This is a genomic window from Puia sp. P3 (assembly GCF_050632245.1).
Lineage (GTDB): Bacteria > Bacteroidota > Bacteroidia > Chitinophagales > Chitinophagaceae > Puia.
In genome coordinates this window covers 2,239,125-2,256,420 of sequence record NZ_CP192583.1, presented here as the reverse complement: position 1 = coordinate 2,256,420, position 17,296 = coordinate 2,239,125, and the positions used below count along the sequence as shown (strand labels likewise).

General features: G+C 53.6%; 23 protein-coding genes and 2 pseudogenes. 10 read left to right on the top strand and 15 right to left on the bottom strand.

The genetic code is table 11. The annotated features are described in order from the left end of the window. Positions 1–55: 55 nt before the first annotated feature. The 4 genes from ACQ86N_RS13470 to ACQ86N_RS13455 all read right to left on the bottom strand — a co-directional run bounded on the left by ACQ86N_RS13470 (position 56) and on the right by ACQ86N_RS13455 (position 2,970). Positions 56–706 (bottom strand): hypothetical protein, encoded by a 651-nt coding sequence (locus ACQ86N_RS13470; RefSeq protein WP_431215597.1) that lies wholly within the window; start codon positions 704–706, stop codon positions 56–58. Then, positions 654–1,238 carry a hypothetical protein gene (locus ACQ86N_RS13465; RefSeq protein WP_431215596.1) on the bottom strand — a complete coding sequence of 195 codons (585 nt, stop codon included), beginning with the start codon at positions 1,236–1,238 and terminating at the stop codon, positions 654–656. Before ACQ86N_RS13465 ends, ACQ86N_RS13470 begins: the two co-directional genes overlap by 53 nt. Further along, positions 1,235–1,612, bottom strand: a complete 378-nt coding sequence (locus ACQ86N_RS13460; protein ID WP_431215595.1) for a DUF4129 domain-containing protein — start codon at positions 1,610–1,612, stop codon at positions 1,235–1,237. Before ACQ86N_RS13460 ends, ACQ86N_RS13465 begins: the two co-directional genes overlap by 4 nt. 473 nt (positions 1,613–2,085) lie before the next feature. Beyond that, the gene (locus tag ACQ86N_RS13455; protein WP_431215594.1) at positions 2,086–2,970 is read right to left on the bottom strand and encodes a stage II sporulation protein M; all 885 of its coding nucleotides are present in this window, start codon (positions 2,968–2,970) and stop codon (positions 2,086–2,088) included. Between the two features lie 391 nt (positions 2,971–3,361). On the opposite strand from ACQ86N_RS13455, the gene ACQ86N_RS13450 reads away from it, so the two are divergent. Further along, positions 3,362–3,907: an RDD family protein gene (locus ACQ86N_RS13450; RefSeq protein ID WP_431215593.1), complete on the top strand. Its 546-nt coding sequence runs from the start codon at positions 3,362–3,364 to the stop codon at positions 3,905–3,907. Between the two features lie 9 nt (positions 3,908–3,916). On the opposite strand, the gene ACQ86N_RS13445 is transcribed toward ACQ86N_RS13450, so the two are convergent. The 4 genes from ACQ86N_RS13445 to ACQ86N_RS13430 all read right to left on the bottom strand — a co-directional run bounded on the left by ACQ86N_RS13445 (position 3,917) and on the right by ACQ86N_RS13430 (position 5,949). Beyond that, positions 3,917–4,180: a hypothetical protein gene (locus ACQ86N_RS13445; protein ID WP_431215592.1), complete on the bottom strand. Its 264-nt coding sequence runs from the start codon at positions 4,178–4,180 to the stop codon at positions 3,917–3,919. 295 nt (positions 4,181–4,475) lie between these two features. Then, a complete protein-coding gene (locus tag ACQ86N_RS13440; RefSeq protein WP_431215591.1) occupies positions 4,476–5,105 on the bottom strand; it encodes a proline--tRNA ligase anticodon binding domain-containing protein in 630 nt (209 codons plus the stop codon). Beyond that, entirely contained in the window at positions 5,060–5,410 is a 351-nt protein-coding gene (locus tag ACQ86N_RS13435; RefSeq protein ID WP_431215590.1) for a hypothetical protein, read from the bottom strand. Before ACQ86N_RS13435 ends, ACQ86N_RS13440 begins: the two co-directional genes overlap by 46 nt. Then, positions 5,398–5,949 carry a hypothetical protein gene (locus tag ACQ86N_RS13430; protein ID WP_431215589.1) on the bottom strand — a complete coding sequence of 184 codons (552 nt, stop codon included), beginning with the start codon at positions 5,947–5,949 and terminating at the stop codon, positions 5,398–5,400. Before ACQ86N_RS13430 ends, ACQ86N_RS13435 begins: the two co-directional genes overlap by 13 nt. 399 nt (positions 5,950–6,348) lie before the next feature. On the opposite strand from ACQ86N_RS13430, the gene ACQ86N_RS13425 reads away from it, so the two are divergent. Both ACQ86N_RS13425 and ACQ86N_RS13420 read left to right on the top strand, forming a co-directional pair. Next, the gene (locus ACQ86N_RS13425) at positions 6,349–6,987 is read left to right on the top strand and encodes a hypothetical protein (RefSeq protein ID WP_431215588.1); all 639 of its coding nucleotides are present in this window, start codon (positions 6,349–6,351) and stop codon (positions 6,985–6,987) included. A gap of 89 nt (positions 6,988–7,076) precedes the next feature. Beyond that, the gene (locus ACQ86N_RS13420; RefSeq protein WP_431215587.1) at positions 7,077–8,591 is read left to right on the top strand and encodes a hypothetical protein; all 1,515 of its coding nucleotides are present in this window, start codon (positions 7,077–7,079) and stop codon (positions 8,589–8,591) included. 5 nt (positions 8,592–8,596) lie between these two features. Here the strand turns inward: ACQ86N_RS13420 and ACQ86N_RS13415 are convergent, their stop codons facing one another. From ACQ86N_RS13415 to ACQ86N_RS13390, 6 genes are all read right to left on the bottom strand, one after another. Next, complete coding sequence (locus tag ACQ86N_RS13415; protein WP_431215586.1) at positions 8,597–9,313, bottom strand: SGNH/GDSL hydrolase family protein; 717 nt, start codon at positions 9,311–9,313, stop codon at positions 8,597–8,599. A gap of 113 nt (positions 9,314–9,426) precedes the next feature. After that, positions 9,427–11,064, bottom strand: coding sequence for a chaperonin GroEL (gene groL, locus ACQ86N_RS13410; RefSeq protein WP_431215585.1), 1,638 nt, complete (start codon positions 11,062–11,064; stop codon positions 9,427–9,429). Positions 11,065–11,109: 45 nt separating this feature from the next. Then, the gene (locus ACQ86N_RS13405; RefSeq protein ID WP_431215584.1) at positions 11,110–11,391 is read right to left on the bottom strand and encodes a co-chaperone GroES; all 282 of its coding nucleotides are present in this window, start codon (positions 11,389–11,391) and stop codon (positions 11,110–11,112) included. Positions 11,392–11,587: 196 nt separating this feature from the next. Further along, a complete protein-coding gene (locus ACQ86N_RS13400) occupies positions 11,588–12,151 on the bottom strand; it encodes a group 1 truncated hemoglobin (RefSeq protein ID WP_431215583.1) in 564 nt (187 codons plus the stop codon). Between the two features lie 17 nt (positions 12,152–12,168). After that, positions 12,169–12,330 carry a hypothetical protein gene (locus ACQ86N_RS13395; RefSeq protein ID WP_431215582.1) on the bottom strand — a complete coding sequence of 54 codons (162 nt, stop codon included), beginning with the start codon at positions 12,328–12,330 and terminating at the stop codon, positions 12,169–12,171. Continuing rightward, entirely contained in the window at positions 12,327–12,596 is a 270-nt protein-coding gene (locus tag ACQ86N_RS13390) for a hypothetical protein (protein WP_431215581.1), read from the bottom strand. Before ACQ86N_RS13390 ends, ACQ86N_RS13395 begins: the two co-directional genes overlap by 4 nt. A gap of 178 nt (positions 12,597–12,774) precedes the next feature. Between ACQ86N_RS13390 and nusB the strand changes: the two genes are divergently transcribed. The 5 genes from nusB (at position 12,775) to coaE (ending at position 15,220) form a co-directional block, all read left to right on the top strand. Then, on the top strand, positions 12,775–13,695 hold the full coding sequence (gene nusB, locus ACQ86N_RS13385; RefSeq protein WP_431215580.1) for a transcription antitermination factor NusB: 921 nt from the start codon (positions 12,775–12,777) through the stop codon (positions 13,693–13,695). 10 nt (positions 13,696–13,705) lie between these two features. Further along, entirely contained in the window at positions 13,706–13,957 is a 252-nt protein-coding gene (locus ACQ86N_RS13380) for a hypothetical protein (RefSeq protein ID WP_431215579.1), read from the top strand. After that, on the top strand, positions 13,954–14,166 hold the full coding sequence (locus ACQ86N_RS13375; protein ID WP_431215578.1) for a DUF1573 domain-containing protein: 213 nt from the start codon (positions 13,954–13,956) through the stop codon (positions 14,164–14,166). The genes ACQ86N_RS13380 and ACQ86N_RS13375 overlap by 4 nt, the downstream gene beginning before the upstream one ends. 185 nt (positions 14,167–14,351) lie before the next feature. After that, positions 14,352–14,540 (top strand): preprotein translocase subunit YajC, encoded by a 189-nt coding sequence (locus ACQ86N_RS13370; RefSeq protein ID WP_431215577.1) that lies wholly within the window; start codon positions 14,352–14,354, stop codon positions 14,538–14,540. Positions 14,541–14,590: 50 nt separating this feature from the next. Next, positions 14,591–15,220, top strand: coding sequence for a dephospho-CoA kinase (coaE, locus tag ACQ86N_RS13365; protein ID WP_431215576.1), 630 nt, complete (start codon positions 14,591–14,593; stop codon positions 15,218–15,220). Here the strand turns inward: coaE and ACQ86N_RS13360 are convergent. Next, positions 15,221–16,359, bottom strand: a pseudogene (locus tag ACQ86N_RS13360) (pyridoxal phosphate-dependent aminotransferase). It abuts the gene before it with no gap. Positions 16,360–16,528: 169 nt separating this feature from the next. Between ACQ86N_RS13360 and ACQ86N_RS13355 the strand changes: the two are divergent. Beyond that, positions 16,529–17,212 (top strand): hypothetical protein, encoded by a 684-nt coding sequence (locus ACQ86N_RS13355; RefSeq protein WP_431215575.1) that lies wholly within the window; start codon positions 16,529–16,531, stop codon positions 17,210–17,212. Then, positions 17,202–17,273, top strand: a pseudogene (locus tag ACQ86N_RS13350) (hypothetical protein); the annotation flags it as partial. The gene ACQ86N_RS13355 and the pseudogene ACQ86N_RS13350, both read left to right, overlap by 11 nt. Positions 17,274–17,296: the final 23 nt, after the last annotated feature.

The following is a 17,296-nucleotide window of genomic DNA, read 5'->3' as shown; positions in this document are numbered from 1 at the left end:
CGCCAAGGTCGGTCCTTTGCTCGAATAAATTTTCTTCCATGTTGTTTATACAGTTTTATAAAATTCGTCCAGTTGCTGATGAAATTCCAATAGCTCTTCGTCCGGGACATAGGCCTTCGAGGGCAGCATCTGCATATAGCCTACCAGGCGGGACAGCTGCTCCTTCGGATAGCCGGTGCGGTAAGAGAGCCGGTCGATGAACTCTCCGTCCATTGTCGGGGAGGCCATATGATATCGGGTACGGACCTGGTCCTCGGAAGTGGGCGACCATCTTCATGGCCAGATTGTGGTTGTCCCTTCGCTGGAAGTAGAGTCTGCCGATCGTACGGACGAAATCCACTGAAGTATTCCGCAGGGGACTGATCAGGGGGATCATCCGCTGTCTTCTTTTGGAATCGAAAAGATAGATCAGGGCGAACAGGACCAGCGTCAGCCAGAATGCCCAGCGCAGCGACTTGTTGCTCAGGATATACTGAAATGCCGAAAAGTCCTCGTTATGGCTATAACGGTAATAATCATCCCATAGTACCTCGCTGGCCTTCGACGGAAGGTTGGAAATGGCCTTCTCGTAATAGATCCGGTTGTCTTTGTGCAGCAGGAAAAAATTGGAAAAGGCCAGGGGCGCGAGCTGCAGGTAAAGGGAACCGCCGCCTTTATAGGTGAACTTGACGAAATCGGGTCTGCCGCGTCCGTCCTTGCCCATCACGGTGGCATACTGCGTGTCCAGGGGACGTGAACCAGCTGTCGTAGCTGTCGCCGGGATAGGAGAAGGGATGGAAGGTCTCCGTATCGGGATCGTACAGTTTGAGGCGCAGGCTGTCCGGCTCTGCCCCCTGCATAGTACCCCAGGATGCTTTCAGGCCCAGGGCGTGCAGCAGGGTATCCGCGACATGGTGCGTGGAGATAAAGATATGGTTGCCCTCCCCTACGAAATTCAACAGGGCGGTGACCTCCGAAGGCCGGGGGTCGAGATGATCCACGAGGATGATATAGGCCTTGTTTGTTCCGCTGTTCGACGCCAGGTCTACGGGAGATTTCTTATTCACCGATACCCCGACGTCGGGGAAGAGATGAGGCAGTCCTTCATAGGCCAGCCTGGTCCCGTAAGGTATATCGTCCTTCCTCCAGAGAGTGATCCTCCGGTTCAGCTTTTTAGAGCCCCTGATGCACGACGTGAAGGTCCCGGACAGCAGCAGCAGGAAAATACCCAGCTTTCCTAAAAAGTAGAGGCTTCTCATGCGGCGACGGATTTAAAAAAGTCCTCGAAATAGCGGTGCAGCCGGGTGAATTGCGATTCCTGCAGCGCAAAATCGCCGTACCATACTTTTTCATAAAGGCCGGTGAGATAACGGAAGGGGCTTTCCCAGACGGAGCCCTGCAGCTGTGAAACGTATTCGTGGTTGGTCGCATCGGCGTGCTGTTTGATCAGCTGCTTTTCGTTCAGCAGCGAAAGACTCATCAGGTAGAGATAGCGGGTAGCCTGCCGGTAGTCCCTGGCCAGCAAACATTCTTTCAGCCGCTGGTTCAGGTCCTCTTCCGCGTCGTCGTCGGGCCGGTCCGGTCCTTCGCCCTTCTTTTTCCAGCTTTGACGAACGATAGAAAAGCCGGACATTATTGTCGTTCATGATCCGGATGATCATGTATAGCAAAAGGAGGCCAAGCAGTATATACAGGGTATAATAGAAGTACGGGCTGCTCAGGATCCGAAACAGCCATAAAAGGAAGCGTGGATCGGCCTCGTGCGTTTTTTCTTTTTCCTTCTTCCAATAGGCGGGGTCATTGGCATAGGCATAGGCGGGGTCGTCCTTCCAGCGACGGACCAGGGTGTCCGGCAGTTGCCGCAGGACATACCGTTCGGGTACCGAAGCCCCTTCTTCTTTACCGGCAGGAGTGCTGGTGTCGCTGCCCGTCACATAAGTGGTGGTATCCACGTATGCGTTCTCTTTAATCACTGAGTCCAGCACCGTGGTGTCCACCCTGGGCTCGTTCTGAGCCCGCGCGGAACAGAGTGCAAGGGCCAGCACCAGAGATAAAATATATCGAAGAAAGATCGTATGTTTTAAAAGGATCATTGGGGAACGAGGTTCAGGATTCGGGTACCGGAGTGTTTTTTATTTTTTTCTCCAGCCGGATAGGATAAACGACAAAATACCAGATCACGAAATACAGGGAGGCGCCGAGGATGGAGACGCTCAGCCATACCGGCATTCCGGAATAGCGCGTGACAAAACCCTCGAAGAAAGCGGCCGTTATAAAAATAGGTACAAGGCCGATCATGATCTTTGCCCCGTCCTTCCCGCCCTTTTTCAGGGAGTACAACCGACCGTGCGTACGGGGAAACAGGATGCTGTTGCCCAGGGCGAGGCCGGCCGCTCCTGCCATGATGATCGAGGAGATCTCCAGCGTGCCGTGGATCCAGATGACCAGCACCGACTTCATTCCAAGGCCCTTTGCGAAAAAATAATATTGAAAAGCCCCGAGCATGACGCCGTTGGTGAACAGGTTCCAGATCGTACCGAGCGACACGAAGATCCCGGCGACGAAAACGGTAAATGACACCTTGATATTGTTGACGGCGATGGCCGTGAACATGCTCGCCTGGTTGTCGCTTTTGTAGACGCCGAAAGGATCGCCGCGGGAGATATTGTCTTCCGTCATGTCCACGTACTGGTCGCCGAGGACGCCCCTCACAAACGTTTCGTCGTGGGCTGCCGAAAAGGCGGCCATGACGGCGAACAGCGTAAAGATAAGGAAGGAATAGAGCAACTGGCGGTGATGACGGCGGATGACGAGCGGCAGTTCGGTACGCCAAAAACGGAATATGCGCGAGCTGGCCTCTTTTTTATTTCGGTAGATCCCCAGATAGATGCGGGAAGAAAGGCCGTTAAGGTACTGGGTGACCCGGCTGTGCGGATAAAAGGTCTTGGAATAGCCGAGGTCATTCACCAGCTCGGTAAACTGGGTGGCCATTTCATCAGGATTATTGGTAGGCTCATATTGATAGTCTTTCCACTTATCAATATTTTTTAATAAAAAGGCCTTCTCTCACAGGAAAAATTTAGACTTATATTTACCACTGGATACTATTAGCCTCTAAATATAGTTACTAAAATGGAATTATTATAATTCACCAAGATCCTTATGCTCGAGGTCAAACTGGATACCGGCTTTAATATCGAGATCGATTTCAAGGTGGCACCGTTCATGCGGAGGGTCGCCGCCCGCCTCATCGACTACGCTATCGTCGCCGCCTATATCCTCATCGGCATATGGCTGCTGGAAAAGGCCTTCGGCGCGCGGTGGTTTTCCATAATATGGCTGCGCACCCTGTTCTTTCTGCCCCCTTTCTCTATCACCTGCTTTGCGAGATCTTCCTCAACGGACAGAGCATCGGCAAGAGCTGCTGCGCCTGAAGGTGATCGCCGCCGACGGCGGCCAGCCCTCGGTAAGCCAGTACCTGATCCGCTGGCTGTTCCTGACCATCGACATTCCCTCCGCGTGGATCATCTACGCGATCTCCGTCCAGGCCATCCCCTGGTGGTGGATCATCTTCATCTTCGCCGGGCTGATCTGCATCATCGTGACCCCCTACTCCCAGCGGATCGGCGACCTCGTGGCCGGGACCATCCTCATCGACACCCGAAGCCATACCTCTCGGAGGACACCGTCTTCACGGAAGCTGGAAGAGGACTACCATCCCCGTTATCCGAAGGTCATGCAGCTCAGCGACAAGGACATCAATACCCTCAAGGGGATCATCAATACGGTCAGCCGCACCCGCGACTACGACCTTTCGATCCGCATCGCCGAGCGCATCCGCACGAAACTGGATATTCCGAGTGATCAGGATTCGCTGGAGTTCCTGCAGACGCTGCTGAAAGATTATAATTATTATTCGACGCGCTAGGCCGGGGGGCTATATCCCGGTACCCGTGCCGGGGTGCATGAGGCGGGCCTGCAGCAGGATGCCGACGAGGGCCAGCGCCCAGAAACAAAGGCTGATGATCATCACCATGCCGATAAACCGGTAGAAGGACCGCATATTTTTGAACGAGGTCGTCAGCTGCTCCCTGGTTACTATTCTGCAGGGCCAGCTGCATTTTGACGGCGAACCGGTAGAGGAAGAGACAGGGAAGAAATTGAGAAGCGCCAGCCCGGAATAGAAGATGGTGATGAACACCCTCGCCACGGCATTGAAGGACTGACTCCCCAGGAGGTGAAGATATCGGAAAGCGTTCCCGCCAGCAGAGCGAAGACGAGGAAGAAGGTGCAGAAGATGAACCCCACAATGGCAAGGAATTTTGCCCAGCGGGAGGCGTCTTTCAGATAGACATGGGAGGTACCGTCAATCGAAAGCTCGAACAATCCGGGAGTAGAAGGCACAATCGTTTCCATAGCATTAATATAAATAAAATAGTGGCTCAACACTGCAGGGAAAGCCACTATTTTTTAGTCCGTTATCGCTTGCCGTCCGCTTAATAGGCCCGGGCGAAGAGCACGCGTTGTGTACTGGGCTGTCCCGTCAGGATACATTTTCCTGGCTCTTCGGGGTTATCCAGCGGGATGCAGCGGATGGTCGCCTTGGTCCTTTCCTTTATCGCGTCCTCCGTCTCGTTGGTGCCATCCCAGTGCGCCAGAACAAAGCCGCCTTTCTCGTCCAGCAGCCGTTCGAATTCCGCCATGGTATCTGCCTTCGTGATATGCGAATCGCGGTAGGCTTTTGCCTTCTGATACATGGAGGTCTGGATATCCTCGAGCAATGTCTTTATGTATTCGGTCAACCCGTCCAGGGAAACTGTTTTCTTTTCTTTCGTGTCCCGGCGGGCTATTTCTACGCTATTGTTCTCCAGGTCGCGAAGTCCCATTGCGATACGAACGGGTACGCCCTTCATCTCGTACTCTGCAAATTTGAAGCCCGGGCGCGAGTTGTCATTATCGTCGAATTTGACGCTGATACCGGCGGCTTTGAGGTTTTTTACCAGTTGTTGCCCCTTCGCGTCCAGCTCCTGCTTCTTTTCCTCCCCTTTGTAGATGGGGACGATCACGACCTGCAGGGGAGCTATTCGCGGAGGCAGAATAAGACCGCTGTCGTCGCTGTGCGCCATGACGAGACCGCCGATAAGACGGGTGCTGACCCCCAACTGGTAGCCCAGACATATTCCAGCTGGTTGTTCTTGTCGGAGTACTTCACTTCAAAGGCTTTGGCGAAATTCTGTCCCAGGAAATGGGAGGTCCCGGCCTGCAGCGCCTTCCCGTCCTGCATGAGCGCTTCGATACAATAGGTGTCGACGGCGCCGGCGAAGCGTTCGTTCGGCGTTTTTACGCCCTTTACGACCGGCAGCGCCATATACTCTTCGGCAAATTCGGCATAGACGTCCAGCATCTGCCGGGTCTCCGCTATCGCTTCCACTGCGGTGGCGTGCGCCGTATGGCCTTCCTGCCATAAGAATTCGGTAGTCCGGAGGAAAGACGGGTGCGCATCTCCCAGCGAACGACGTTGGCCCACTGATTGATGAGAAGGGGCAGGTCCCTGTAGCTGCGGATCCAGTCCTTATAGGTATTCCAGATGATCGTTTCGCTGGTGGGGCGTACGATCAGTTCTTCTTCGAGTTTGGCTGTCGGGTCGACGATGACCCCACCCCCGTTGGGGTCGTTTTTCAGCCGGTAGTGTGTCACCACGGCGCATTCTTTGGCAAATCCTTCCACGTGGGCCGCTTCCCTGCTCAAAAAACTCTTGGGAATGAACAAAGGGAAATAGGCATTGACGTGACCCGTATCCTTGAACATCCGGTCCAGCTGGTCGCGCATCTTTTCCCAAAGGGCAAAACCATAAGGTTTGATGACCATGCATCCCTTGACCTCGGAATGATCGGCCAATCCCCCCTTGATCACCAGGTCGTTATACCACTGCGAATAATCCTCTTCCCGGCTCGTAATTTCTTTGCTCATAGCTTATGATATATTAATCAGCTTTTAACAATAAAATGTTAAGTTTTCCTAACAAGGCTCATTATTTATTGTAACTTTACTTTAACCCCGAAGGCTGCCAAAGGTAGCGACTTCTGGGGTGAAAATAACGCACTTATAAAGTTTATTGCCATGACAAGAGGCCCCCGCCGACTGCGTGGCTCCGATAAAAAAATAATAAACTCGCCATGAAACGCCTATATACTCTACTGACCTTTTTCGCTGCGCTGGCGCTCTTTTGAGCAGCTGTTCCTCGTCGAGGAGCGTGCAGAATACAGACGATATTTATTATTCTTCCGAGGCAGCAGACCCGCCGCAACCCGGAGCTCCGGCAATAACGACGAATACTACAGCACAGCGCCCGGCGACAACTATATCCGCATGAAGGCGCAGGACCCGAACCGCTGGTCCTATTTTGACGATTACAGCGCCTACGATTCCTACTATGCTCCCACCAGCAGCTGGTCGCTGTCGGCAGGTTATGGCTACGGCATCGGTTCTCCTTATTATGGCTTTGGCTATGGCATGGGATTCGGTCCGGCCTTCGGCTATGGATTCTGGGACCCCTACTTTGCCTGGAACAGCTACTACATGTGGAACAGCTGGTATAATCCTTATTTCTACAATCCGTACTATGGTGGAGCGATCGTAGTCAACAAAGGGGGTCCTGCGACAAACGTCTACTCACACCTGCGTCCTTTCAACTCCCCCGCCTACCACAATGGGCTGGTGCGTACGGTCAACGGCAGCACTACGAGGTCGGTCAATGGCAGCGGCAATCGTTTTTATCGTCCGGGCATGACCGGCACCTCTGCGTATAACTCCGGGCTGAATGGCCAGGGTCAGACCTACAGAACGGTCAACAGTACCAATAACAACAACAATTGGTACCGCAGCAATAACAATACAAATACCTACAGGCCGACCTTCCAGAACAGCCAGCCGGTTCGCAGCTATACTCCGTCGATGGGCGGTGGTGGCGGGGGCGGTGGTGGTTTCAGCAGACCCGGAAGGCACTAAGCCCAGGCTCCCTTATCTTTGTTGAGCTAACTAACACCCCCATTTGTTGTGAAGAAAAAGTATTTCCCGCTTTTTGTAGGCTTAGTCGTGTGCGCCTGCAAGTCAAGGCGCAGCTGCCCGAAGACGCTCTTCGTGCCTCCTGGACAACCCCTTCCGGAACCGCCCGTTCACAAGCCATCGGAGGCGCGATGGGTTCGCTGGGCGGAGATATAACTTCGGCTTTCGTCAACCCCGCCGGACTCGGCATTTACAAAACCAACGAATTTGTCCTCAGCCCCGGCTGGTCTTTCGGAACAAATAAAGGGTCCTATCTCGGTACCAGTCAGACGGGCAGTGCAGCCAATAATTTCAACCTCGGTACGAGCGGAGCCGTCTTTGCCTATTCGGGCAGGTCGCCGGGTGTGACCAATACTTTCACGATCGCTGTGAACAGGATGGCGAATTTCAACAAACAGCTGTCCTACAACGGGCGCAACGACTACAGCAGTTATGCCGAACAATATGCCGAAGAGTTTGCCTATTCCGGTCTGGGCATCGACGAGGCGATCGGCACCCCCGGCCTCAGCTATGGCACAAGAATGGCGCTGTGGACCTATCTGATCGATACGGCGACGATCAACGGCAGCAAGCAGGTGATCGCCGCTCCACAACTAGCCGGACACCTGCTGCAGCAGAATAACCTGCGCAGCTCGGGAGGGATCACCGAGATAGACCTTGCACTGGCCACAAGCCAGCACGACAAATGGTATATCGGCGGCAGCCTTGGCATTCCCATCCTCAACTACACCCGCGAGCAGACTTTTACCGAGAATGATATCAGCGGCAACACCAGCAACGGATTCAGCAATTTCGTCTATCGCGAAACCTACCACACCAGCGGATGGGGTTTCAATTTCAAACTCGGTACGATCTTCCGGCCCAGCAACTCCTTCCGCTTTGGCATGGCGATCACCACCCCCAGTCTGATGGGACTCACGGACCGCATCAACGCGAGCATGGCCACGCAGCTGGAAAATCCCAACCAGCTGATCACGATCAGCAGCGACTCACTCGACAGGGGCGTCGGCATCAGCCCGGCCAATACCTTCAAATATGATTTTTATTCCCCCTGGCATTTTCTGGTAAGCGGCTCCTATATCTTCGGCGGTGGCCGGCAGGATGCGCGGCAGCAAAAGGGGTTCATCACCGCAGACCTTGAATACATTACTACGGGTAGCCCACGCTACGGCGCACCGGACAACGAAGACGGCAGCAGCGGCGACAACAGCTATTACGACGCCGTCAACCAGGCCATTAAAGCCTCTTACAAAGGAAGCTTCGCCGCGAGACTGGGCGGAGAAATGAAATTCAACACGCTGATGGCGCGTATCGGCGGAGCGTACTACACCAACCCATACGAAGGACAGGGCCTCAAGGCCGACAAGGCCATGCTAAGCGCCGGCCTCGGCTACCGGAAGAACGGCTACTTTATCGACCTTGCTTATGTCATGGCCTTCAACCGCGACATCGACGTGCCTTACCGGCTTTCGGATAAGCTTAATACCTACGCCGCCCTTAAGGAGACCGCGGGTACGGTGATCGTAACGGCGGGGATCAAGTTCTGAGATCGCTACTCCCCCATCCCCCTGATCACGGGCTCCATCAACCGCGCCCAATTCTGATATTCCTTTCCGGAAAAATGTAAACCATCGACTGCAACGAGCGACAGATCATCCGCGGCCTTTCGGCTCTGCGTCGTAATATCGAGCCAGGCAGCGCCATGCACCGCCGTCACCTGCCGCCCAACAATATTAAAGGAATCGATCTGAGCGGCTATTCGCGCAGGATCAGCAAGAGCCTTCCCAAAAGGCGTCACGGAATAGTCGGGGATGGAAAGTACGAGCACGTGCGACGCTCTGTTGCCGGCCAGCGCGATCGATTGCCGAAGCAGTGTCGTCAGCTGCTCACTGTATTCCGAAAGGCTGCGCCCCTGATACTGATTGTTCACTCCGATCAGCAGCGTAACGACGGCATAGGGGCCTTCAGGCTTCGACATCGGGATCGCGTCGAGCAGATTGCCCGTGGTCCATCCTGTAGTGGCGATGATCTCCGGGCTGTCAAAAAAGATATGATCGCTGTCGCGGAGCCGCCTGACCAGCTGAACGGGATAACGATCAACAGCCGCCACAGATTCACCGATAGTATACGAATCGCCCAGCGCCAGCATCCGCAGGGGCGCCGGCCCGTCGGCGTGAACCATCGGGCCAGCCACGCGAACCGCCGACCCGGCTGTCGTGTGAACCGCCGGTCTGACAGACAGCCATAAAAGGCTGCCGATCAATATCATTCCTATGGTTTTAAGGGTATACAACACATAATATACGACGCAGCCCCGCGTGCGGATTGCCAAAAACAAAAAGCCCCGCAAACGCGGGGCTTTTCAATATTGAGGGGACTTTATTAATAGTCCATTCCACCCATTCCAGGAGCGCCGCCGGGATGAGCATGCGCTTCTTCCTTCTTAGGCTTGTCGGCGATGACACACTCGGTGGTCAGCAACATGCCGGCGATGGAAGCTGCATTCTCGAGGGCGATGCGGCTAACCTTGGTCGGGTCGATCACACCAGCCTTCAGCAGATTCTCGTACTGTTCGGTGCGGGCGTTGAAACCGAAATCGGCCTTGCCTTCCTTCACCTTCTGAACGATGATGCTGCCTTCGAGACCGCTGTTGGCAACGATCTGACGCAGGGGTTCTTCGAGCGCGCGCTTAACGATCGCGATACCTGTGGTCTCGTCTTCGTTAAGACCTTTCAGCTTGTCGAGGGCTTCGACGGCACGGATGTAAGCGATACCACCACCGGGAACGATGCCTTCTTCAACGGCAGCGCGGGTAGCATGCAGCGCGTCATCAACGCGGTCTTTCTTTTCCTTCATTTCTACTTCGGTAGCAGCGCCTACGTAGAGGACGGCAACACCGCCGGCCAGCTTGGCAAGGCGTTCCTGCAGTTTCTCCCTGTCGTAGTCGGAAGTAGTATTTTCGATCTGAGATTTGATCTGGTTAACACGCTCGAGGATCGCGGGTTTCTTACCCTTTCCGCCGACGATAGTCGTGTTGTCCTTGTCGATGGTTACGGAAGAAGCCTGTCCGAGCGATTTCAGATCGGCAGCCTCCAGCTTGAACCCGAGGTCTTCGCTGATAACGGTGCCTTCTGTGAGGGTCGCGATATCGGTCAGCATTTCCTTGCGGCGATCGCCGAAGCCGGGAGCCTTGACTGCCGCTACCTTGATGGTACCGCGCAGCTTGTTGACCACCAGCGTAGCGAGTGCTTCGCCTTCGAGGTCTTCTGCGATGATCAGCAGGGGACGACCGCTCTGCGCAACCTTTTCCAGGATGTGCAGGATATCCTTCATGGCTGCGATCTTCTTGTCATAGATCAGGATGTAGGGATTCTGCAGTTCGGCTTCCATTTTTTCGCTGTTGGTAACGAAATAGGGGGAGATATAGCCGCGATCGAACTGCATGCCTTCTACTACGTCAACGGTAGTATCGGTACCCTTGGCTTCTTCTACGGTGATGACGCCTTCCTTACCGACCTTGCCGAAAGCCTGGGCTATCAGCTTGCCGATAGCGTTGTCATTGTTGGCAGAGATAGAAGCAACCTGCTCGATCTTATTCTTGTCGTTGCCGATCGTCTGGGACTGAGCGCCCAGATTGGCGACTACTTTTTCAACTGCCTTGTCGATACCACGCTTCAGGTCCATGGGATTCGCGCCTGCGGCGACGTTCTTCAGACCTTCGCTGATGATGGACTGCGCCAGCACGGTAGCGGTAGTCGTACCGTCACCAGCGATATCGGCAGTCTTGGAGGCGACTTCCTTTACCATCTGGGCACCCATGTTCTCGATGGGATCTTCCAGTTCGATTTCCTTTGCAACGGTGACACCGTCCTTGGTGACAGCAGGAGCGCCGAATTTCTTTTCCAGAACTACATTGCGTCCTTTGGGGCCGAGCGTAACCTTAACGGCGTTAGCCGGGGTATCTACGCCCTTTTTCATTTTGTTGCGGGCTTCGATATCGAAGAAAAGTTGTTTTGCCATAATTATCTTGAATTATTTAGAGTTAATGTTTTTGAGAGCGAATCATTAGACAATTGCCAGGATGTCAGATTCCCGCATGATCAGGAAATCGTCGCCTTCGATCTGGATCTCAGTACCGGCGTATTTGCCATACAATACCGTATCTCCAACTTTTACAGTTACCGGCTCGTCCTTCTTGCCGGGACCAGCAGCTACTACCGTACCACGTTGCGGCTTTTCCTTTGCAGTATCGGGAATGATGATACCGCCGGCCGTTTTTTCTTCAGCAGGAGCTGGCTTCACAATTACCCTGTCAGATAATGGGGTAACGTTTAACTTTTTGCCCATAGTTGTATTGATTTATTGATTTGATGAAATGTATTGCCTGTCTGAATTGCAGGTTTGCAAAGCTACACTAATTCCGTACCAAATCGGGAAGCCGTGTCAATTTTTCAGCTGCCCGCGATTGTTTGTCAGCCTGTAAAATAAAAAGGGGCGAAACCGGTGTTTCGCCCCACAACATAACATACTAGTAATCAATTAACTATTGCTGGACAACTGTAGTCTTCAGCGAATTTAGCAGCGCCCCGACCCTGGCGATCATTGCGTCAGTCAGCCCGTTCTTTTTTGCAGATGCTGCCACATCGACTACAAACTGATCGAAATCGTCGGCGGCCACCTTCATGCTGATCCTGGAATTGGCCGCGGGATTGTGTGCATCCGTCATATTTTTGCCCGTATAGCTGAAATCCTTTGCGCCGGTAGCCACGCAAAGAAAATCCGTCAGGTTTTTGCTCAGCGCCTGAAAGCCGCTGAGATTGCCCTGTCCTACCTCACTTAGCAGCACGGTAAAGTATCCGTTGATCTCTTTGTCGCCTGCAATGATAAAGATGGCGCTGTCCACTACGGTACGAAGCCCGAGGCGACCTTTTTCGATCATCGTCCCGGGATGAGCGGGGTCATTGACCGTCGCGGTTCCTCCAAGAGTGTCATAAAAGGTCATTGTGGCCGGCGGATTGTTGTGGTCTTTGTGACAGGATGAAGTCAAAATGGGGATCGCCCCCAACGCGATAATTGCCGCGACTGCTGCGCTTCTTTTCAAGTTCATGTGTGTTCGTTTAAAAATTAAAAAAGGTGTTGAATAAACCGGGCGACCTTATAGGTAGCCGATGTCGTCGCCACCGGACAGCCTCCCTGCATCTCCTTTTCAGAAGGCAAATAGCGCCGGGCCTGTTTGCAATCCGTCTGCGCACAGAAGTCGCCGACGATCCGGTTGGCGTCGTTCATGACGGGCGCGAACGTAAATATGGCGATATCAGACTGAGGGTTGACCAGAACATGGTCGACCCCTTTTGCTGATACAACCACGCCGTGATCGTGTCAGCCTCGGCCTGGCCAATGTCTTTCCGGAGATCGATCCGCACCATGACCCGGGTATCGGAGTCAACGCGCGGCCGGGTCACTACATAAATATGGACAGCGAGCACAACGACGCCCAGTACGAATACTCCCAGCGCCGCAAGGGCAATTCTCTTCCATGTCCTTTTCTTCATAAAAAAAGATTACTGATTGGTGAAAAATGTAAACCTGAGAAAACGAATAAAAAAGTTCAGCTGTGAAATAGGGGAGCTCCGGTTTAGATACGACAGCGGAACGCCACCGGATTTACGCTTTTTAAAATAAATTATTTAAGCCTATCTTTGCAGCCGCTAAATACGCTCTTATAATATAATGATCAGCAGAAGAAATATCCGGGTAAAAGTGATGCAGACGCTTTATACACTGGACGCGCAGGAACAGACCCTGAAGCCAGGAGACCCCGTACGGATACTGCAAAAGCATTTCGACCAATCCAGACAGCTACTTACATATCTCATCTTCAGTATTACCGAGGTAGCGCGCTATGCCGAGACAGACAGCCGCCTGCGTGGTTCCAAGCACCTCCCCAGCTATGAAGACCTGAATGTGAACATCAAGCTGGCCGGTAACGAATACCTTTGGAAGATCCTTGAGGATAACAGCTATAAGAAAGCGATCGAGGTCGACAAGCCTCACCTGCAGGACCATAAGGAGCTGATCCGCAAACTCTATCTCGAACTGGTCACAACCGAAGAGTACAAGGCCTATATTGCCGTCGAAGGCCGTGACAAGAAGTCGGAAAAGGAGATGCTGGAATTCGTTTTCTCCGGCCTCATGTTCCCTAACGAGCTGTTTATCAATCATATTGAGGAATTATTCACCAACTGGGACGATGACGGGGAGATGATCTGTCAGATCCTCATGAGCTATCTGGCAAAGCCCGGTTCGGTACATTTCCAGGAGATCATCAGCAAGGAGAAATGGGAGTTTGCAAAAGGGCTGCTCGAGACTGTGAACGATAAGAAAGAGGTCGTGGGCGACCTGATCCGCCCCAAACTGAAGAACTGGGACCCCGAGCGAATCGCCACGCTCGACATGATCCTGATGCAGATGGGCGTCGTCGAGTTCCTCTATTTCGAGACCATCCCGCCCAAGGTGACCATCAATGAATACATCGACCTGGCCAAGGAATACAGCACCCCCCAGAGCGGCCAGTTTGTCAACGGCATCCTGGACAATATCCATAAGGACCTGGTCCGGGAAGAGAAAATGCACAAGATCAATTTCAAGTAAATTAGTAGGTTTGCAAAAAATTATCTCTTCCATGCGATACCTGCCGGTGGTCTTTTCCGTGGTTATCATCGCTGCCGCGGCCTGTAACGGCGGGGCGAACCAAACGGCCGTGAAGGCCGCGCTTGCGGATACGGCCAGGTTTACCACGATCCAGTGGCTCGATTCCACAAAGGACTACGGTAAAGTGCCGGAAGGGCAGCAACTGGACGTCGCCTTCCGGTTCAGGAACACAGGGACGACCCCGCTGGTCATTGGCCGGTGAGACCCAGCTGCGGCTGCACGGTAGCCGAACAGCCCCGCGAACCCATCGCCCCCGGCGGCGAAGGCCAGATCAGGGCCGTATTCAACAGCGAGGGACGCACGGGTATCAATCACAAAACCTTATTTGTGACCGCCAACACGAAGGACAAACAGGAATTTTCCCTTCAGTTCGTGGTACAGGTGGAAAAACAGGAAAAGAAAGCTTCGTAAATCTCAATTCAATTCAAACAATACAACAATGACGAATTCTCTTTTATTTGTATTCTTACAGTCGGCTCCGGGCGGAGGAGGTTCTTTTCAGCTGATCCTGCTGGGTGGTATGATCCTGGTGTTCTGGCTGTTCATGATCCGTCCCCAGGCTAAAAGCCAAGCTGGCCAAGAAATTCCAGCAGGACATGCAGAAAGGCGACAGGATCGTTACGATCGCAGGCATACACGGCACCGTCAATAAGATCAACGACGACGATACCCTCGAGATCGCAACCAGCCCGGGCAGCTACCTGAAGATCGAGAAAAGCGCCATCTCCATGGAGTGGACACAAAAACTGAACAAGCCCGCAACGGCCGAAGCAGAGAAAAAATAGTTACCAACGCAGAGCCCGGTCCATCCGGGCTCTGGCCATTTTAGAAAGATATGTTCCGAGTCGGATTGACCGGCGGCATCGGCAGCGGAAAAAGCACGATCGCCGCTATTTTCGAAGTCCTCGGCATTCCTGTCAGTTATGCCGACCGCGAGGCGAAACGGGTAATGAATGAGGATCCCGAACTAAGGGGCGCCATTATCGAAAAATTCGGCGCCGAAGCCTACGTCAACGACAAAGGCCAGCCGGACCGCGAAGGGGCCCTCAACCGGAAATATCTGGCCAAACAGGTGTTCTCCGACCCTGCCAGACTGGAGACGCTGAATTCTCTTGTCCACCCCGCCACCATCCGGGAAGGAAGGAAATGGATGCATGCACTCGACGGTGGCTATCCGTACGCCATCCGCGAGGCGGCTATCATCTTCGAGACCAGCGCGGCCGCGCATCTCGACTTTGTCATCGGCGTATACGCCCCCTCCACCCTACGCATCCACCGCACCATGCAGCGCGACCATATCACCCGCGAAGAGGTCCTGCAGCGCATGAGGAATCAGATCGACGAGGAAATAAAAATGCGGCTGTGCGACGCAGTGATCGTGAATGACGACCAGCACGCCGTATTGCCGCAAGTTCTGGAGTTGCACCAGCGGCTGCTGCAACTCGCAGCAGCCGCGGGAAAATAGTTATTTCAGTTTTGCCAGCGCGTCCTTGATCCGGCCCCAGGCCTTCTCGATATTGGGCATGCTGTTCGCGAAAGAGAACCGTACACAGGCAGGCTCCCCAAATGCGTCTCCCATTACAGAAGAGACGTGGGCCGTATTCAGAATATACATGCTGAAATCACCCGAGTTGTTGATCGTGGTCGTCCCGTCGGATTTACCATAATAATAGGATACATCCGGGAAGATATAGAAGGCGCCTTCCGGCTCAAAACATTTCAGACCGGGGATAGCATTTACCAGTTGGAGCGTCTTTTCACGCCGGGCTGTAAACTCCTTGACCATGTCGAACGAAGGCGCGAGGTCCGCCGTAAGTGCGACAACCGCCGACTTCTGGGCGATGGAATTGGTTCCGCTGGTGAACTGTCCCTGCAGTTTCTCGCAGGCTTTGGCGATCTCGGTGTTGGCGGCGATATAGCCAAGGCGCCATCCCGTCATGGCAAAACCCTTGCTAAGACCGTTGATGATCACGACCCTGTCCTTGATATCGTCGAACTGGGCGATGCTCTCGTTCTTTCCTACGAAGTTGATGTATTCATAGATCTCGTCGGAGAGGATCGTGACGTCCGGGTGCTTGCGGAAAACCTCCGCCAGCGCCGCCAGTTCGCTCTTGCTGTAAACAGCCCCCGAGGGGTTACAGGGGGAGGAGAAAAGGAAAGCCTTTGTTTTGGGGGTAATGGCCTTCTCCAGCTGGGCGGGCGTAATCTTGAAACCGCTTTCCAGGGAGGTATGTACTTCCACGACCTTGCCACGCGCGATCTTGACCAGCTCGGAATAGGTAACCCAGTAGGGGTTGGGATGACCACCTCGTCGCCGTCGTCCACGAGGGCGAGGATGACGTTGGCCAGGCTCTGCTTGGCGCCGGTGGAAACCACTATGTTTTCGGGCTTGTAATCCAGGTTGTTATCGCGTTTGAACTTGACGCAAACGGCCTCCCGGAGGTCGGCATAGCCAGCTACGGGGGTGTAATGGCTCCAGTTATCATCGATGGCCTTCTTGGCGGCGTCCTTGATATGGGTCGGGGTGTCGAAATCGGGTTCGCCGAGGCTGAGGTCAATAACGTCGATGCCTTTCGCTCTCAATTCACGGCCCAGCTTGGCCATTTTCAAGGTTTCCGGCTCGCTGAAGCGGGAAAGAATGGATGATAATTGCATAGTTGATTAAAATTCAGGCCCGCAAAGGTAGGAAAATCACCTGAATAGAAGATCGCCGGCTATAAATCAATTCTAAAACCTATATTTGCCGCTCTAAAAATAACAAACGAAACTTCCAATGAGAGCACTGGTAAGTATTTTTGCTGCTTTATTGATCATCATCTCCCTCTACCAGCTGAGCTTCACCTGGTTCGTGAACAAGCACGAATCTGCGATGGAGGCTAAAGCCAAAACTCAGGTGCACCGGATGTACCCTGAAACCGCTGCCCAAAAATATCCCGACAACAAGGAAGCCCGCGCCCTGTACCAGGATACCCTCGACAACGCGCTCAACACGAGAAAGAAAAAATTGTTGGACAGCACTCAGGATACCAAGATCACCTGGTGGGGGACTTCCTACCTGAAAGCAAAAGAGAGCGAGCTGCTCCTCGGTCTCGACCTTCAGGGCGGTATCAGCGTTACGCTCGATGTTGCACTCGACGGGCTGATCAAGAATCTGGCCAATAACTCTCACGACGCCAACCTGCTCAAAGCGCTCGACCAGGCCCAGCAGCTGAAGACCACCCGTGCCGGGAATCTCATTGACCTTTTCGCGGAAGCTTTCCACAATGTCAACCCGACAGGTAAGCTCGCGCCCCTCTTCTCCAACAGCAACCGCAATAAAATAAAATACGACGCATCGGACGAAACAGTCGTCAGCTACCTGCACGAACAGGCCAGCGCTGCGATGAAGCAGACCTTCCAGGTATTGCAGAAACGTATCGACCAGTTCGGCGTGGCCCAGCCCCTCTATCAGCCTTGACGAGAACCGCGGTATCATCTCCGTAGAACTCGCCGGCGCAACCGACCCCGAGCGCGTCCGCAAGTACCTCCAGTCGACCGCCAA

Bases quoted from the DNA above. Each gene is read 5' to 3' on its own strand.
- ACQ86N_RS13390 (WP_431215581.1), bottom strand. From the start codon at position 12,596: ATGAAGAAAAGGACATGGAAGAGAATTGCCCTTGCGGCGCTGGGAGTA.
- ACQ86N_RS13460 (WP_431215595.1), bottom strand. From the start codon at position 1,612: ATGTCCGGCTTTTCTATCGTTCGTCAAAGCTGGAAAAAGAAGGGCGAA.
- ACQ86N_RS13395 (WP_431215582.1), bottom strand. From the start codon at position 12,330: ATGAACGACGCCAACCGGATCGTCGGCGACTTCTGTGCGCAGACGGAT.
- coaE (WP_431215576.1), top strand. From the start codon at position 14,591: ATGTTCCGAGTCGGATTGACCGGCGGCATCGGCAGCGGAAAAAGCACG.
- ACQ86N_RS13425 (WP_431215588.1), top strand. From the start codon at position 6,349: ATGAAGGCGCAGGACCCGAACCGCTGGTCCTATTTTGACGATTACAGC.
- ACQ86N_RS13440 (WP_431215591.1), bottom strand. From the start codon at position 5,105: ATGGCGCACAGCGACGACAGCGGTCTTATTCTGCCTCCGCGAATAGCT.
- groL (WP_431215585.1), bottom strand. From the start codon at position 11,064: ATGGCAAAACAACTTTTCTTCGATATCGAAGCCCGCAACAAAATGAAA.
- ACQ86N_RS13465 (WP_431215596.1), bottom strand. From the start codon at position 1,238: ATGAGAAGCCTCTACTTTTTAGGAAAGCTGGGTATTTTCCTGCTGCTG.
- ACQ86N_RS13400 (WP_431215583.1), bottom strand. From the start codon at position 12,151: ATGAACTTGAAAAGAAGCGCAGCAGTCGCGGCAATTATCGCGTTGGGG.
- ACQ86N_RS13405 (WP_431215584.1), bottom strand. From the start codon at position 11,391: ATGGGCAAAAAGTTAAACGTTACCCCATTATCTGACAGGGTAATTGTG.
- ACQ86N_RS13355 (WP_431215575.1), top strand. From the start codon at position 16,529: ATGAGAGCACTGGTAAGTATTTTTGCTGCTTTATTGATCATCATCTCC.
- ACQ86N_RS13415 (WP_431215586.1), bottom strand. From the start codon at position 9,313: ATGATATTGATCGGCAGCCTTTTATGGCTGTCTGTCAGACCGGCGGTT.
- ACQ86N_RS13370 (WP_431215577.1), top strand. From the start codon at position 14,352: ATGCAGAAAGGCGACAGGATCGTTACGATCGCAGGCATACACGGCACC.
- ACQ86N_RS13455 (WP_431215594.1), bottom strand. From the start codon at position 2,970: ATGGCCACCCAGTTTACCGAGCTGGTGAATGACCTCGGCTATTCCAAG.
- nusB (WP_431215580.1), top strand. From the start codon at position 12,775: ATGATCAGCAGAAGAAATATCCGGGTAAAAGTGATGCAGACGCTTTAT.
- ACQ86N_RS13430 (WP_431215589.1), bottom strand. From the start codon at position 5,949: ATGAGCAAAGAAATTACGAGCCGGGAAGAGGATTATTCGCAGTGGTAT.